Consider the following 15,125-nt stretch of genomic DNA (forward strand, 5'->3'; position numbering starts at 1 on the left):
ACTTACTCCTTCTTGAATACGACGTCTTCAGTACCTTTTTGCACTGTACCAATTACGTAGGCTTCCTCACCCAACGTTTGCAGGTGATCAATAACTTCCGTGGTGTCTGCAGCATCTATAACTAAAATCATTCCAATTCCCATATTAAAGGTTCGGAACATATCATAATCTGAAATTTTGCCTACTTGTTGGATAAAAGAAAAAATCTTCGGGATTTTCCATGAACCCTCTTTAATTTCAGCCTGTAATCCATTGGGAAGAACTCGTGGAATGTTATCATAAAAACCCCCGCCTGTTACATGGACCATTCCAGTGACATTAAATTTCCGTATCGTTGAAAGGACCGAATTCACATAAATTTTTGTGGGTTCAAGCAGCACTTTTCCCAAATCAGTCCCCAATTCCTCCACATAATCACCTAATGAGAGCTTAGCATCCTCCAATAGAACCTTGCGGACAAGTGAAAACCCATTGCTATGCACTCCACTTGAAGCTAACCCAATAAGTGCCTGGCCTTCTTGTACTTTTGATCCATCAATGACATGTTTTTGATCCACCATACCAACCGTAAAGCCTGCAATATCATATTCCTCGTCCTGGTACATTCCCGGCATCTCGGCAGTTTCCCCGCCAATTAGGGAACATCCTGCCTGAACACAGCCATCTGCAATCCCTTTAACAATCGCTTCAATTTTTTCCGGGATGATCTTACCGCAGGCTAAATAGTCTAGGAAAAAAAGCGGTTCGGCCCCCTGGACGATGACGTCATTCACACACATGGCAACAGCATCGATTCCAATGGTATCATGCTTGTTCATGGCAAAAGCAATTTTCAATTTGGTCCCTACTCCATCCGTACCAGAAACAAAAACAGGCTCTTCCATCTTCGACAAATTTGGCTTAAAAAGGGCCCCAAAGCCGCCTAATCCCGTTAAAACCTCTGACCGGAAGGTTTTTTTTACATGTTTTTTCATTCGCTCAACGGCTTCATTTCCAGCATCGATATTGACTCCAGCATGGCGATAAGCATCACTCACATCGTTTCTCTCCTTTACGGTAAACTTGCAGAGATTTCCTGCATGTTGAGCTTTTTTAATAATCCCGAACACATAATCTTAGGTATAGCATTTCGCCAGGTCTCTGCCAATTTAGAAATCGGTTGAGAAATAACGGTATTATCATTATGCCTAATTGAAAGTTCTTGACCTTTCACATGACCGATTTCTTTTAGTGGCACCTCCTGCTGTTGCGCCATTTTCTTAATCTTCTCAACATTTTCCGGAGAAACGGAAAGAATGATTCGAGATTGAGATTCACTAAAAAGGCTAAAATCTGTTCGAAGTTCTTCGGTTACTTGAATTTCGGCACCTTTCTTCCCACTTATACAACTTTCAGCTAAAGCAACTGCTAAACCGCCTTCCGCTGTATCATGAGCTGATTGCACCAATCCTTCTTGAATCATTTTAAGGGTAAAAGCTTGTATCCTCTTTTCCAAATCAAGATTTAACTGCGGCGGGCGCCCTTCGATCTTTCCTGTCATTATTTTTTGGTATTCCGACCCGCCTATTTCTGCTTTTGTTTCTCCAATTAAAAAAATGAAATCTCCATCTTTTTTAAATTCTTGAGTTGTAATATGTTGGATATCCTTAATTAACCCAACCATGCCAATGGTTGGTGTTGGAAAAATAGCTTCTCCTTTTGTCTCGTTATATAAGCTGACATTCCCACCAATAACAGGAGTATTGAGTTGACGGCATGCTTCACTAATTCCATCCGCTGCCTTTTCAAACTGCCAGAAGATTTCTGGCTTTTCCGGACTTCCAAAGTTCAAGTTATCAGTAATAGCTAAAGGCTCGGCCCCGGAACAAACCACATTACGGGCTGCTTCAGCTACCGCTATAGCTCCTCCAACAAACGGATCAAGATAAACATACCTTCCGTTGCAATCCGTTGTCATCGCCAGGGCTTTCCGTGTTCCACGAATAGCAACAACAGCCGCATCCGATCCAGGCATGACAGCGGTATTTGTTCTAACCATATAGTCATACTGTTGATATACCCACTCTTTGCTGGCAATCGTAGGTGATGCTAGCAGTTGCTGCAGTACAGAATTATAATCTTTTGGCTCTTCGATGGATGCAGTAATGTCTAATGATGAAGATTGTTCGTAATACGGCGCCACTTTCGATGGCTTACAATACACTGGCGCATCTTCTGCAAGCTTGTCCGCGGGTATTTCCGCCACAATCTCTCCCTTGTGAAGTAAACGGAGTTGGTTATCATCAGTCACTTTGCCAATCACAGAAGAGTAGAGTCCCCATTTATCAAATATCTTTTTTACTTCCCCTTCTTTTCCTTTTTTCGCTACGACCAGCATTCTTTCTTGTGATTCGGAGAGCATCATTTCATAGGCGCTCATTCCTTTTTCGCGTTGTGGAACGAGATCAAGATCCAATTCAACTCCATTTCCCGCTTTACTGGCCATTTCAGAGCTTGAACTGGTTAACCCCGCTGCTCCCATATCTTGTATCCCGACCACATGACCAGAGGCGATCAATTCAAGAGTGGCCTCAAGTAGCAATTTTTCCATAAAAGGATCGCCCACTTGGACGGCTGGACGTTTCGCTTCGGAATTTTCACTCAACTCTTCTGAAGCGAAGGTAGCTCCATGAATTCCATCCCTGCCGGTAGCCGCTCCAACATAAATGACAGGATTATCAATCCCTTTAGCGACGCCTTTTTGAATTTCATCATGGTTAATTAAACCCACACACATGGCATTCACAAGGGGATTCCCTTCATAGGAAGCATCAAAGTAAATCTCCCCGCCAACCGTTGGAATGCCCATACAGTTACCATATCCGGCAATACCCGCGACCACATTTTCAAAGATATATTTCGTTTTTGGGTTATCAAGTTCGCCAAAACGCAGCGAGTTCAATAGAGCGATTGGGCGCGCTCCCATAGAAAAAACATCACGAATAATCCCGCCCACCCCTGTTGCAGCACCTTGATACGGCTCAATGGCGGAAGGATGATTGTGGCTTTCAATTTTAAACACCACTGCTTGATTATCACCTATATCAACAATACCTGCTCCTTCTCCAGGGCCTTGCAAGACGTGAGGGCCGGATGTCGGAAAACGTTTGAGAACTACCTTCGAATTTTTATAGCTGCAATGCTCGGACCACATGACACTAAATATGCCGGTTTCCGTATAATTGGGTTTCCGCCCAAGGATTTCAATTACTTTATCAAATTCATCATCAGTTAATCCCATTTCCCGATAGACCTTCTGCTGAGCGATTTGCTCAGGAGTTGGTTCTTTATGCTGTACCATATTGTTTCCTCCAGTAACTTAAAATAGATGAAAACATACGTTTTCCGTCATCTGTTCCCAGCCATTTATGAACCGCACGTTCCGGGTGGGGCATTAATCCTAAAACATTTCCTCTCTCATTGATGACCCCTGCAATCTCAGAAATCGACCCATTTGGATTCGTCCCTTTATATCTGAATACGATTTGATTGTTCTTTTCTAATTCATCCAACGTCTCTTGATCACAGTAATAATTACCATCGCCATGGGCAATCGGAATGCGTATCGTCTCACCTTCCTGATAGTCTAATGTGAACGGAGTTTGGTTGTTTTCCACTATTAAATCTATGAAGTCACAATGAAATTTTAAACGTTGATTTCTTCGTAAAGCACCTGGCAAAAGATTAGCTTCGGTTAGAATTTGAAACCCATTACAGACACCAAGAATCAATTTCCCTTCTTCAGCGGCTATTTTCACCTGCTCCATAACAGGAGACAAGCTCGCAACAGCCCCTGGACGCAAATAATCCCCGTAGGAGAACCCTCCTGGAACAAGAATTGCATCATATTTTGATAGGTCCGTTTCAAGATGCCATACATATTCGACAGACTGTTCAATCGTGTCTAACACTGCTTTATACATGTCTACATCACAATTTGAACCAGGAAAAACCAGTACAGCAAAGTTCATCTTATTCCCCTCCTATCCTTCCTGCTTGGTAAGATCAAACCGAAAGTCTTCAATAACGGTATTGGCTAACAGTTTCTCACACATATCCTTTACTCGTTCTTCTGCCGCCTTTTGATCATCGCTATTAATTTCAAGTTCCATGTATTTCCCTATTCGTACATCTCCAACTTCATCATATCCAAGAGAATGCAACGACTCATGAACGGCATTCCCTTGTGGATCTAGTACACTTTCTCTTAAGGTTACATATACTGTTGCTTTAAACATTGACATTACCCCCAATTCTCCGTTGTATTTCTTGATAGGCTTCCTCAACGTTCCCTAAATCCCGCCTAAACCGGTCTTTATCTAACTTTTCCTTTGAATGGGCATCCCAAAAGCGACACGTATCCGGAGAGACTTCATCCGCTAAGATAATATTGCCTGCTGGGGTTTTTCCAAACTCTAATTTAAAATCAACTAAGATAATATCTTTGTTTAAAAGATACTCTTTTAAAATCTTATTGATTTTTAGGGCTTGTTTTCGAAGTTCAACCAATTCTGGCTCTGAAGCGAGTCCAAGAATGGAAATATGATCATGGTTAATCAAAGGGTCCCCCAATTCATCATTCTTATAGTAAAATTCCACAATGGGTCCCGGTAGTTCCTTCCCTTCCTCCCATCCAAGCCTTTTTGCAAGGGAGCCCGCCGCTATATTTCGGACGACAACCTCAATCGGGATAATCTCTACTTGATGTACAATCTGCTCTGTTAATGAAATCTTTTTAATAAAATGATTTTCCACGCCTTTCTCTTTTAACAAACTTAGGAAGATCGCACTAATTTCATTATTTAGAGTTCCTTTTCCTGCAATTTTACCTTTTTTCTCACCATTGAAGGCGGTAGCATCATCTTTATATTCAATCCAATACTTTCCTGGTTCTGATGTTTTGTACACTTTTTTTGCTTTTCCTTCATAAAGCTTTTCTAATTTTTCCATTATTTTTTCACTCGTTTCACTCGTTGGTTATGAATTTAGCAGGTCGACTCTAAACCACGTTCCCTTATGACCAAATTCCAAGATCCTTAATTTGCTTGTCTATTTGCTCGAGATTTGAACCTAAAAAATTAATGTGACCCATTTTCCTATTTTCTGCGCTTTCCTTTTTGCCGTATAAATGTAGTTTGGCTGTTGGTGGTAACTGCTCTATATTATCTAGCACTTTATTTAAATGCTGACCTAAAATATTAACCATGATAATCGGACTTAAAAGAGTAGTATCTCCTAAAGGCAGTCCGCATATTGCCCGAATATGCTGTTCAAATTGAGAAGTAATACATGCATCCATGGAATAATGCCCGGAATTATGAGGTCTTGGTGCTAACTCATTCACGATAATTTCACCATCATCTGAAATGAACATTTCTATTGCAATTAGTCCAACTACTTGTAAGGAGTCAGCTATTTTCAATGCGGTAGTTTCCGCTTGAATCCTTTGCTCATCGGTAATTCTTGCAGGTACGAAGGACTGATGCAGGATACTATTAATATGGACATTTTCAGCTACTGGGAAAGTCTTTGTTTGACCTTGTGTATTTCGAGCCACGATTACCGATATTTCTTTGCTAAACGGGATAAATTGTTCGATGATCATGTCCATCCCTGCCTTATTCCAAGCCTCAATAGCAATTGGAATTTCATCTCTGCTCTTTATAACCCATTGCCCTTTCCCATCGTAGCCCCCTGTAGCTGTTTTCATTATGAATGGCAATCCCAATTGAACGATTGCCGTTTCAATGTCATTTTCAGTTTGTATGACCAAGAACGGAGCTACTGGCACATTGAAGGACTTTAACGTGGATTTCTCTCGGATGCGATTTTGGGTTATTTTGAGCAGTTCGCTTCCTTGAGGTACAAAGGAGGTCGTTTCTAAAATAGAGGTTACATTAGAATCAACATTTTCAAATTCATAAGTAATCACATCCGAGGAAGCGGCGAGATCCTTAACAGCTTTAAGCTCATAATAGGGAGCTGTGATTTGAAGATCTGCCACTTGTCCACAAGGTGAGTTAGGTGTAGGATCCAAAGTAATGAAGCGATATCCCATATTTCTACCAGCAATTGAAATCATTCTTCCTAGCTGGCCTCCCCCTAAGATACCAATCGTTGAGCAGGGTTTAATGACTCTCAAAGCATTTTTCCTCCTTCATCCTTTTTTAAGCTTTTCATAATTTTAGGTTTTCCTGAAATGCACTTAATTACTTTTTTAATCAAAAATACTTTTATAGTTTTCAAGCTAATACAATTCAACTAGACAATTTTGGTAAAGGATAAAAATTCTGCTTTCGCCAAAAATAATGAAATAAAATCAAGGGGAGGAGTACACATATGGATTCAGAAATGCAAGAGAAATGCGGTGTATTTGGAGTTTTTAATCACCCCCAAGCAGCCCATTTAACATATTATGGACTTCATGCACTTCAACACCGCGGACAGGAGAGTGCAGGAATTGTCGCTAGTGATGGAAAATCATTCAGGCATCACAGGGGAATGGGATTAGTTACCCAAGTATTTTCACGTGAGATCCTTGATGGACTAAGCGGAAATATGGCCATCGGTCATGTACGATATTCTACTTCTGGTGCAAGTTTACTACAAAACGCACAACCACTTGTTTTTAAGTACAGTGAGGGCGATTTGGCCGTTGCCCATAACGGAAACCTAGTGAATGCCAATATCGAACGTAAGGTTCTCCAGGAACAGGGTGCCATCTTTCAGACAACTACTGATACAGAAATTATTGCTCACCTAATAGCCCGTTCCAGTAAAAAATATTTTAATGAAACTGGACCTGAAGTTCTTAAGCGGATTGACGGTTCCTTTGCTTTGCTGATCATGACAGATAAACAAATGCTGATTGCCCTAGATCGTCATGGCTTACGGCCTCTTAGTCTCGGAAAAATTGGTGAATCCATTGTCGCGTCGTCAGAAACATGTGGACTTAATGCGGTTGATGCTAAGTTTTGGAGGGATGTTGAACCGGGAGAATGGCTTCTTGTTGACGAGACGGGAATAAAAACCGGCAGATTTGCTGCAAAAGGTGACGTTTCCCTTTGCTCCTTTGAATTTGTTTACTTTGCTCGTCCAGATAGTGTGATTCATGGAAGAAGTGTTTTATCCATCCGAAAAGAATTAGGCCAAATTTTAGCAAAAGAACATCCGACACCTGCTGATGTTGTCGTTGCTGTTCCTGAATCAAGTGTCCCTGCAGCAATGGGTTTTGCCCAACAATCAGGAATTCCATATGAAATGGGAATCATCAAAAATCCCTATGCCGGTCGTTCATTTATTGAACCAACCCAAGAATTACGGGACTTGGCCGTTCGTCTAAAATTAAGTGCTGTTCGTGAAATTCTCGAGGATAAGCGGGTCGTGCTTGTGGATGATTCAATTGTACGTGGAACGACAAGCAAGCGAATTGTTCAATTGATTCGTCAAGCAGGTGCAAAAGAGGTCCATGTACGAATTAGTTCCCCTATGGTAAGAAATCCTTGTTTTTATGGAGTGGATATGCCAACAAAAGAAGAACTTTTTGCAAACAAACATGAACATGAACGAGCAATGGGAAGTGTGATTGGAGCAGACTCATTAGCCTTTTTAAGTACCGATGGATTATTAGAGGCTGTAGATGTAGATCTGGCAGATACTAGCAACCGTTGTATCGCCTGTTTTAGTGGTGCATATCCAACTGATTTGTATTTGAAGTGATAACCTTAATTACACTAGGACCTCTATAATGGAAGTCCTAGTCTTTATACCTAACTAATTATTATCATTTTCATACGCGATAACCACTACTTTTTTTTGTGCTTGCTCACTTATTTTTTCTTCTAGTGATTGAATTTCATTTATCAAATTAGGTGATAGTGAAGCGGCAACATACTGATTTTCTTTATCCATCATAAAAAATCCCTCCAAATAAATAATTATCAAACAGGTTTTAGTATCTCTATCAAAACTCTTACTATTCCTAATTTTAGGTGATAAACCAATATTGTTGTGTTTTTCACTATTTTCTTAAATTTTTTAACCAAGTTTCAGTGGTTATAGTTTTACTTAAAATTGTTTTGGATTTAAATAAACCTTATGAGTCTTTAAAAACCAAAAAGGGCTACTCCATTTTGAAGTAAGCCCTTTAATGCTGTATTCTATAAATGTTTTTATCTGAATCACTTCACAACCTTGACAGGGTTGAGGTCACAGGTTCGATCCCTGTACAGGTCATCATGTTGGTAGAGACGTTGATATAACGGAGTTTCTACCTTTTTTATTTCCGTTGACGTATGCCTTGCTTTAATCGCAGGGTAGCGCTCGGTTTATGCGCTTTTTGTTCGGTTAATTTAACCGACAGGAGGGGTTTTTATTTTGGCTGAGAAACGAACAGGAAAGCATATGAAAAAGGAAAGAACAGTTCAAAAATCTGCAGACAATCTAGATTCATTATTTCAGACGTTTAAGGGGATTAAACGTGCGGAAGGCAAAGCGAAAGGAACGCTAGCATTATATATTTCTTAGTTCCGTTCTCCCTAATTGTGAAATATATTAAAATGGCCGTAATCAACCACTTTGATTTTACCTTCTTCGTTTATACCGATATTTTTCCATTTCGGCTTATTCTCTTCGTCCACTATATCACCGGCATGTATTCCGTATTTTTTGAACTTTTCTTTCATGCGGAGTACCTTCTCCCTATTTTCCTCGGTATCAGGAACATTTTTCATCTTCTCCATGATAATCCACCCATATCCATGCTCTTTGACTTCAGCAAGGTACTTTTTCAGGGAAGGGGGGGCAAAATTGTATATTACGTCCTCTACTTTATTGCAATTAATTCCTTCTGCATTAGTGGCAACCTTTAAAGCAAAACCATTGTTTAAATCAAATACGACTCGGGACATTCCAAAGCCTATTATATTGTAAGAAAGTCCTATATAATGGTTGTAATTCCACATTGCCATTCTTGCCCTTCTTTTAAATGTTTGACTTCCTATTCCTTCTATCCACAATTTAATTAACTTTATATCACTACTAGTCAAAAACATCGCTTTTTCTCCCAAATTCATTCCACCTCACTTTTGAATTAACTATAAAGAATAGCCTGATTCCTTGTAGCACAAGGGGCCTTAGTTTTTTTATATAGCACCCCCTCGTTCGGAATAACCTGTTTTGGGATTAATAAATCCTGGTAAACTAATAGCAACACCACTTAAATCATTATTTTTTTTGTACAGTTTAATGGTCTCTACCATATCTTTTAAAAATATATCTAGATCATTGTTCATGGTTTTGTAGCTATCTTTGGAAAGAATAGTTCCATTCTCTAATAAGAGTCCATGCTTTATTTTTGACCCACCTATATCAAAAGAAAGATATTTTTTCATTTAACTCCCCCTTGTAACGCGTTGCTTTTTTTAGTAAAAACTTAATTTCATACTTTCTTTAATTGAAATCCATTAATCGTAATAAGGGACATGATTTTAATGGTACCGTTTTGATAAAAATGTATGGTCCATTTATTGATTCTATCCCTATCTTGGATAGTTTTATGGCTAACGTACCATAATAATGGTTCCTTCATCAGAAGTCGGTTTCTCGAATTCTTTGTATATTTGCTTTAGATAATTTTTAGATAGCCGATTTTGCGCTTTGTTACGTTCTTTATAAGTTTCATAGTCAGTGTCAACATAGTAAATTTCCAAAGTATGCCCGAATTCTTTAGCGACCTGTAGCCATCTTTTACGACGTTCTTTGGTTCTGTTTGTCGTATCAACAATCACTTTATGACCACTTTTAAGTAATGACCTGACCATAAGTTCAGCGGTTCCCCAAACGACTGGTTCAGCCTCTACTTTATAATTTTGCTCATGTAAAGCAAGCCTGATATCATCAAGAGATACACGTACCCATCCTTGCTTCTGTAACAATTTAGCGTATGTTGATTTTCCGCTTAGTGGCATCCCGCACATAATCCCCAGTTTCACTTACATCTCTCCCCAAAAAATTTGCACCTGCATGCTGTATATCGCCAATAAAACCCCAGTAGTTTAGTATGAAGTGCTTGTACTTCATGTAATGCGAAAGAATGTTGTTTTGAAAGGGACAAATTAACTGTAAAGAATATACAATAAAATATTTTGGTATGATCATATAAAGTTAAAGATCACAATATCGTCTATCAAACCCATACCTATCTGAATTTAAAAGGGGGACGCTTCGTTGAGGATGTTGACAAATGCAGCGATCCCTTTTTCTTGTTGCGCAAACTGAACGTTAGTTATACTTCTTGGGATTTTAATAAAGGCGTGTTCTAGCCATTCATTTTATTCAACTTAACTTTTGCGTAAAAAGATAGCAGCTATACTCTTTGACAATGTTTCTCTATCTCCTCCCAATTTAACAGAAGCCGATCAATGTCTTCCTCAATGAGCTCGCTTCCTCTTTGAACCTCAATTAATTCAACATCAGTAATGGCCTTAATGGCATGCTTCGCGCCCATCGGTATCTTTAAAACATCACCGGCTTTTATTTGGATAATATCTCCATCCAAGGCGAATTCTCCTACTCCTGAAATAATCGTCCATACTTCACTTCTCTTTTTGTGGGTTTGATAACTTAAATTTTTACCTGAATGGATCCTAATTTTTTTGGTAAGTACGCTATCTTCCTTTTTATAAGAAGTGTAATCCAATACCTTGTACCAGCCCCAACGCCTTTCTTCTTACATGGGTCTTTCATTGTTGTTTTCTGTGAATTGTTTGATTCTTGGACTTGCTTGTTTCTCGGACACAAGGATACCATCAGGGCTTGCGGCCACCACTACATTTGATAGGCCTAAAATCGTAATTGGAAGATTCAATTCATTTATTAAATGAGTGTTTTTTGAGTCTTGACTAATGAATCCCTTTCCTAAAACGTTTGTATCGAGCTGTTCCGTTAATGAGTTCCAAGTGCCTAAATCCTTCCATTTGCCGGTATAAGGAACAACGATCAAACTCCCTGTCTTCTCAACTACTTTATAATCAAAGCTGGTCTTTGGTAATTTCTCGAATATGTCAATCATTTTATGGTACTCTAACGGCCATTTTTCATTCGAGATGACAGAAATCATATGCTTTAGCTTAAAAGCAAACACTCCACAGTTCCACAAGGCATTTTGTTCGATCAATTCTTCCGCCAGTTTCAGATTGGGCTTTTCTATAAAACGATCTACATGCAGATAGTTTACTTCTGCCCTCCCTTGATTTTTCGGTATGATATATCCGAATCTTTCATCCGGTTGTGTCGGGCGTACACCCAGTAAGGCTAAGTACGTGCCAGTTTCATTGATTATTGACTCAAGTTCTTTAATGCGGTGGAAGAACTCCTCTTCCACGAATTGATCCACGGTATCACACAGGATTGCTTCTTCTAAATCGACCTTTACTTTGGAATACAAATAACTGCAGGCTAAAGCAATGGCAGGAAATGTATCGCGGCGGCTGGGTTCGGTAATTAAGGGAATATTGGGGCCTAATTGATTTTGAATAATATCCACTTGTGCTCTGCTGGCTGCAATAAAACACAAATCCGCTAATTTAACAGACTTTAATTGTGTCCACATCCTTTGGGCCATAGATTGCAGCTCATTTTTAGGGTTGCGAAGTATTTTCAGGAACTGTTTGGACCTTGAATCATTTGATAACGGCCATAATCTTTTTCCCGATCCCCCTGATAATACAATAATCTTCATCTATTAAGAATCATCCTTTACATTAGTAGTTTTACAAAGATGTTCAAGATAATTACTCGATGTGTATGTCCATCCCTTAAATATTCATATGCAGATCATAAAGATAACGCATGGATGGGTATCTATTTCTATTAAAAAACTTCTGTATACCCAAAGCACAATTTTATTTTATAGGCTTTTAGATTATATCCTCTCTACAGGTTTTGTCATACTATATCCAAGCATGAACCTAACACTGCGGGCACTTCCGTGAGAAAACAAACATTGTCCTCTTCCAGTAAAGGTTCGTCGATCAATTAATTCTTAGGAGGAATTCTTTACATGGGATTTAATTCACTTGAAAATATAAGGGTGTTGGTCATAGATGATTGTATTCCGGCACCTGAATTAGGATGGGGTTATCCTAGAAGCAATCTTGTCTTGGATTGCCTTGTCGACATGGGTTGTGAGGTATCTCTATTACCCTTGCAAAATCCCAAGAAAATACAACCACATACTGATCTTTTACAACAGAAGGGAATAAAAATTAAAACTCCTGACAGGAGCAACTTAAAGCAATTTTTTCTCAAAAAAAAGGATCGTTATGACGTGATTTGGATCAGCCGTCCCCTCAATATGAGTCAAACCATTGATATGATAAGGAAAGTCAATCCTTCACAAAAAGTGATCTATGATTCAGAAACCTTTTCTCCGGCCCGGGAAATCCTTCGGAGGAAATTGTATGGAAAAAACCTAAGCGAGGATAAGATAAAGTCCATCATTCAATGGGAACTGGATCTAATGAGCAAAGCCGATATGGTTGTGGCTGTATCCGATCGGGAAAGAAAAACGATCAAAAATTTTGGGATTAAGCCCGTAAAAACGCTCAGTTTTTCGATGGATACCAATCCAACTTCAAGTCCCTTTAAAGAGCGAGAGGATATTCTTTTTGTTGGGGCGTTTCTTGATTCACCATCACCAAATGAAGATTCAATCCTCTATTTTGTAAACGAGATTTATCCTAAAGTTTATGAAGCACTTGGCGCAAAGTTATGGATTGTGGGGACTGGTTCAGATAATATTCATTCGATCAAGAAATTGGCTTCCGACAATATCGTAGTTGGCGGGAAAATGGATGACCTGTGGGATGTATACAACCGCTCTAAAGTATTTGTTGTTCCAACAAGATACGCATCGGGAATCCCCCTGAAATTGATTGGAAGTCTCGCCCATGGCCTGCCTAGCGTGGTGACTCCCTTAATAGCCGATCAGCTTGAACTAAATGAAAATACTTTGTTGATTGGTGCAGATCCGGAGGATTTTGCCCAAAAAGTTATTCAATGTTATACCGATGAGAAAACGTGGATGGGACTAAGAGAAAATGGCTTGCAATATATCAAAAATGAGTTTCAACTGCAAAAGTTTAAACAAGATTTAATCAAAATCATGCAAGGGATTAGAGAAACCTAGAATAGCGTCTCTAATGCCCAGCTAGGAGGTTTTTTATGAAGGTTGTCATATTGGCTGGGGGCTTCGGCACAAGGATAAGCGAAGAAACCATACTAAAACCAAAGCCAATGATTGAAATTGGTGATAAACCAATATTATGGCATATCATGAACCTATATTCATCCTATGGTTTTCATGATTTTATCATCTGTTTGGGATATAAAGGGGATCAAATCAAGAAATACTTCTCCGATTATTTTTTGTCCCATGCGGATGTTACGTTTCATCTTCAAGAACAAAAAATATCGATTCATCAGCAAAACGTAGAGCCTTGGAATGTTACGCTTGTAGATACCGGCCTCCATACGATGACAGGCGGCAGGATCAAGAGGATACAGAAATATATCGGAAATAATCCATTTATGGTGACATACGGGGACGGTCTCTCTGATATTAATATCCAGCAATTAGTGGACACTCATCGCACCCATGGAAAAATAGCAACGGTAACCGCCGTTCAGCCAGTTGGCCGTTTTGGCAATTTAAATATCTCGGAGGATGGTTCGGTCTCGGAATTTGTGGAAAAACCGAAAGGTGACGGGCAATGGGTTAATGGAGGTTTTTTCGTGATGCAGCCAGAATTTTTTGATTATTTAGCCGGTGACGATGTGGTATTGGAGAAAGAACCGCTTGAAACCCTATCCGAGAATGGGCAGCTTGTGGCGTACAAGCATTCTGGCTTTTGGCAACCCATGGATACTCTTCGGGATAAGAATCATTTATCTGAATTATGGAATTCCAATCAAGCGCCTTGGAAAAAGGAGATCGATCAAAGTGAATAAAAGTTTCTGGTGCAATAAAAAAGTGCTTATCACAGGACATACGGGCTTCAAAGGCTCTTGGTTATGCTTATGGTTGCATCAGCTGGGTGCAAAAGTTACCGGTTTCGCTTTAAATCCGCCAACGGAACCTAATTTGTATCATTTATGCTCGATTGAAAACTTAGTTCATTCCGTGCATGGCGATATTCGCAATTTTGATCAATTGTATGAAACTATTTTACAAACTGAACCCGATATTATCTTTCATATGGCTGCTCAGCCGCTTGTGGGGCATTCCTATGAAGATCCTAAGGAAACCTATGAAATCAACGTGATGGGAACGATCTATCTTCTGGAGGCAGTCAGAAAGGCCGTCAACAACGGAAAAAGGATCAAAGCACTGGTTAACGTAACGACGGACAAATGTTACGAGAATAAGGAATGGCATTGGGGCTACAGGGAAAATGATCGGCTCGGCGGTTACGATCCATATTCCAATAGCAAGGCGTGCAGCGAACTGATTACAGATTCCTACCGAAAGGCTTTTTTCAACCCGAACACTTATCACCAACATGGAGTAGGTATAGCTACTGCTAGAGCTGGCAATGTAATAGGCGGTGGTGACTGGGCGGCGGGGCGATTGATCCCTGATTGTACACAGGCGCTTTTAAATGGAAAAAAGATCGTGATTCGCAATCCAAAGTCTATCCGCCCTTGGCAGCATGTCTTGGAACCGCTCCATGGTTACCTGCTATTGGCTGAAAGACTTTACCTCAAAGGACCTGCATATGCGGAATCATGGAATTTTGGTCCGAGGGACGACGATGCGAAACCTGTTGAATGGATCGTGAAGCGAATTTGCGAAAAATGGGGAAATCAAGCTTATTACGAAGTAGCCAGCAGGAATCATCCCCACGAAGCTCGTTACTTGAAACTGGATTATTCGAAAGCAAAGGAAAAATTAGGATGGCACCCGAAATGGACCATTGATCAAGCGATTGAAAAAGTAATGGATTGGGTACGAGCGTACCATGAAAAAAACGACATCAGAGAAGTTTGTTTTAAGCAAATAGAAGAATTCTCTGAGTTAATATAAG

General features: G+C 39.7%; 15 protein-coding genes and 1 pseudogene. 5 read left to right on the plus strand and 11 right to left on the minus strand.

All coding sequences use genetic code 11. The features are described 5' to 3' along the window. Positions 1–2: 2 nt before the first annotated feature. The 6 genes from purM to purK form a co-directional block, all read right to left on the minus strand. Positions 3–1,037 carry a phosphoribosylformylglycinamidine cyclo-ligase gene (gene purM / locus QNH17_RS17695; protein ID WP_283873928.1) on the minus strand — a complete coding sequence of 345 codons (1,035 nt, stop codon included), beginning with the start codon at positions 1,035–1,037 and terminating at the stop codon, positions 3–5. A 14-nt stretch (positions 1,038–1,051) separates the two neighbouring features. Next, positions 1,052–3,340, minus strand: a complete 2,289-nt coding sequence (purL, locus tag QNH17_RS17700) for a phosphoribosylformylglycinamidine synthase subunit PurL (RefSeq protein WP_283873930.1) — start codon at positions 3,338–3,340, stop codon at positions 1,052–1,054. Continuing rightward, entirely contained in the window at positions 3,327–4,010 is a 684-nt protein-coding gene (purQ, locus tag QNH17_RS17705; protein WP_026567597.1) for a phosphoribosylformylglycinamidine synthase subunit PurQ, read from the minus strand. The genes purL and purQ overlap by 14 nt, the downstream gene beginning before the upstream one ends. Positions 4,011–4,022: 12 nt before the next feature. Further along, positions 4,023–4,277 carry a phosphoribosylformylglycinamidine synthase subunit PurS gene (purS, locus tag QNH17_RS17710; RefSeq protein WP_098571856.1) on the minus strand — a complete coding sequence of 85 codons (255 nt, stop codon included), beginning with the start codon at positions 4,275–4,277 and terminating at the stop codon, positions 4,023–4,025. Next, positions 4,270–4,989, minus strand: coding sequence for a phosphoribosylaminoimidazolesuccinocarboxamide synthase (gene purC / locus QNH17_RS17715; protein ID WP_283873937.1), 720 nt, complete (start codon positions 4,987–4,989; stop codon positions 4,270–4,272). The genes purS and purC overlap by 8 nt, the downstream gene beginning before the upstream one ends. A 64-nt stretch (positions 4,990–5,053) precedes the next feature. Beyond that, positions 5,054–6,181 (minus strand): 5-(carboxyamino)imidazole ribonucleotide synthase, encoded by a 1,128-nt coding sequence (purK, locus tag QNH17_RS17720; RefSeq protein ID WP_283873939.1) that lies wholly within the window; start codon positions 6,179–6,181, stop codon positions 5,054–5,056. A 197-nt stretch (positions 6,182–6,378) separates the two neighbouring features. On the opposite strand from purK, the gene purF reads away from it, so the two are divergent. Further along, the gene (gene purF, locus QNH17_RS17725) at positions 6,379–7,758 is read left to right on the plus strand and encodes an amidophosphoribosyltransferase (protein WP_283873941.1); all 1,380 of its coding nucleotides are present in this window, start codon (positions 6,379–6,381) and stop codon (positions 7,756–7,758) included. 54 nt (positions 7,759–7,812) lie between these two features. On the opposite strand, the gene QNH17_RS17730 is transcribed toward purF, so the two are convergent. Continuing rightward, on the minus strand, positions 7,813–7,953 hold the full coding sequence (locus QNH17_RS17730; protein ID WP_155928844.1) for a hypothetical protein: 141 nt from the start codon (positions 7,951–7,953) through the stop codon (positions 7,813–7,815). 462 nt (positions 7,954–8,415) lie between these two features. Here QNH17_RS17730 and QNH17_RS17735 point away from each other — a divergent pair, with 462 nt between their 5' ends. Further along, a complete protein-coding gene (locus tag QNH17_RS17735; RefSeq protein WP_283873944.1) occupies positions 8,416–8,565 on the plus strand; it encodes a hypothetical protein in 150 nt (49 codons plus the stop codon). 11 nt (positions 8,566–8,576) lie between these two features. Here the strand turns inward: QNH17_RS17735 and QNH17_RS17740 are convergent, their stop codons facing one another. The 4 genes and pseudogenes from QNH17_RS17740 to QNH17_RS17755 form a co-directional block, all read right to left on the minus strand. After that, positions 8,577–9,107 (minus strand): hypothetical protein, encoded by a 531-nt coding sequence (locus QNH17_RS17740; protein ID WP_283873946.1) that lies wholly within the window; start codon positions 9,105–9,107, stop codon positions 8,577–8,579. Positions 9,108–9,182: 75 nt separating this feature from the next. Continuing rightward, entirely contained in the window at positions 9,183–9,431 is a 249-nt protein-coding gene (locus QNH17_RS17745) for an ROK family protein (protein ID WP_283873947.1), read from the minus strand. 168 nt (positions 9,432–9,599) lie between these two features. Then, a complete protein-coding gene (locus QNH17_RS17750) occupies positions 9,600–10,031 on the minus strand; it encodes an ATP-binding protein (protein WP_283873949.1) in 432 nt (143 codons plus the stop codon). A 374-nt stretch (positions 10,032–10,405) separates the two neighbouring features. Beyond that, a pseudogene (locus QNH17_RS17755) lies at positions 10,406–11,779 on the minus strand (sugar phosphate nucleotidyltransferase). Between the two features lie 321 nt (positions 11,780–12,100). Between QNH17_RS17755 and QNH17_RS17760 the strand changes: the two are divergent. The 3 genes from QNH17_RS17760 to rfbG are packed head-to-tail and all read left to right on the plus strand — an operon-like array spanning position 12,101 to position 15,124. After that, positions 12,101–13,228, plus strand: coding sequence for a glycosyltransferase (locus tag QNH17_RS17760; protein ID WP_283873951.1), 1,128 nt, complete (start codon positions 12,101–12,103; stop codon positions 13,226–13,228). Between the two features lie 35 nt (positions 13,229–13,263). Beyond that, on the plus strand, positions 13,264–14,049 hold the full coding sequence (gene rfbF, locus QNH17_RS17765) for a glucose-1-phosphate cytidylyltransferase (protein WP_283873953.1): 786 nt from the start codon (positions 13,264–13,266) through the stop codon (positions 14,047–14,049). Next, positions 14,042–15,124, plus strand: coding sequence for a CDP-glucose 4,6-dehydratase (rfbG, locus tag QNH17_RS17770; protein WP_283873954.1), 1,083 nt, complete (start codon positions 14,042–14,044; stop codon positions 15,122–15,124). Before rfbF ends, rfbG begins: the two co-directional genes overlap by 8 nt. Position 15,125 lies beyond the last annotated feature (1 nt).

Origin of the sequence: Neobacillus sp. SuZ13, assembly GCF_030123365.1 — a bacterium.
In the GTDB taxonomy this organism is placed as follows: Bacteria; Bacillota; Bacilli; order Bacillales; family Cytobacillaceae; genus Neobacillus.

Excerpts from the sequence above, each read along its gene's own strand:
- QNH17_RS17745 (WP_283873947.1), bottom strand. The coding sequence starts at position 9,431 with ATGAAAAAATATCTTTCTTTTGATATAGGTGGGTCAAAAATAAAGCAT.
- purQ (WP_026567597.1), bottom strand. The coding sequence starts at position 4,010 with ATGAACTTTGCTGTACTGGTTTTTCCTGGTTCAAATTGTGATGTAGAC.
- QNH17_RS17730 (WP_155928844.1), bottom strand. The coding sequence starts at position 7,953 with ATGATGGATAAAGAAAATCAGTATGTTGCCGCTTCACTATCACCTAAT.
- QNH17_RS17760 (WP_283873951.1), top strand. The coding sequence starts at position 12,101 with ATGGGATTTAATTCACTTGAAAATATAAGGGTGTTGGTCATAGATGAT.
- rfbF (WP_283873953.1), top strand. The coding sequence starts at position 13,264 with ATGAAGGTTGTCATATTGGCTGGGGGCTTCGGCACAAGGATAAGCGAA.
- purS (WP_098571856.1), bottom strand. The coding sequence starts at position 4,277 with ATGTTTAAAGCAACAGTATATGTAACCTTAAGAGAAAGTGTACTAGAT.
- purL (WP_283873930.1), bottom strand. The coding sequence starts at position 3,340 with ATGGTACAGCATAAAGAACCAACTCCTGAGCAAATCGCTCAGCAGAAG.
- purF (WP_283873941.1), top strand. The coding sequence starts at position 6,379 with ATGGATTCAGAAATGCAAGAGAAATGCGGTGTATTTGGAGTTTTTAAT.
- purC (WP_283873937.1), bottom strand. The coding sequence starts at position 4,989 with ATGGAAAAATTAGAAAAGCTTTATGAAGGAAAAGCAAAAAAAGTGTAC.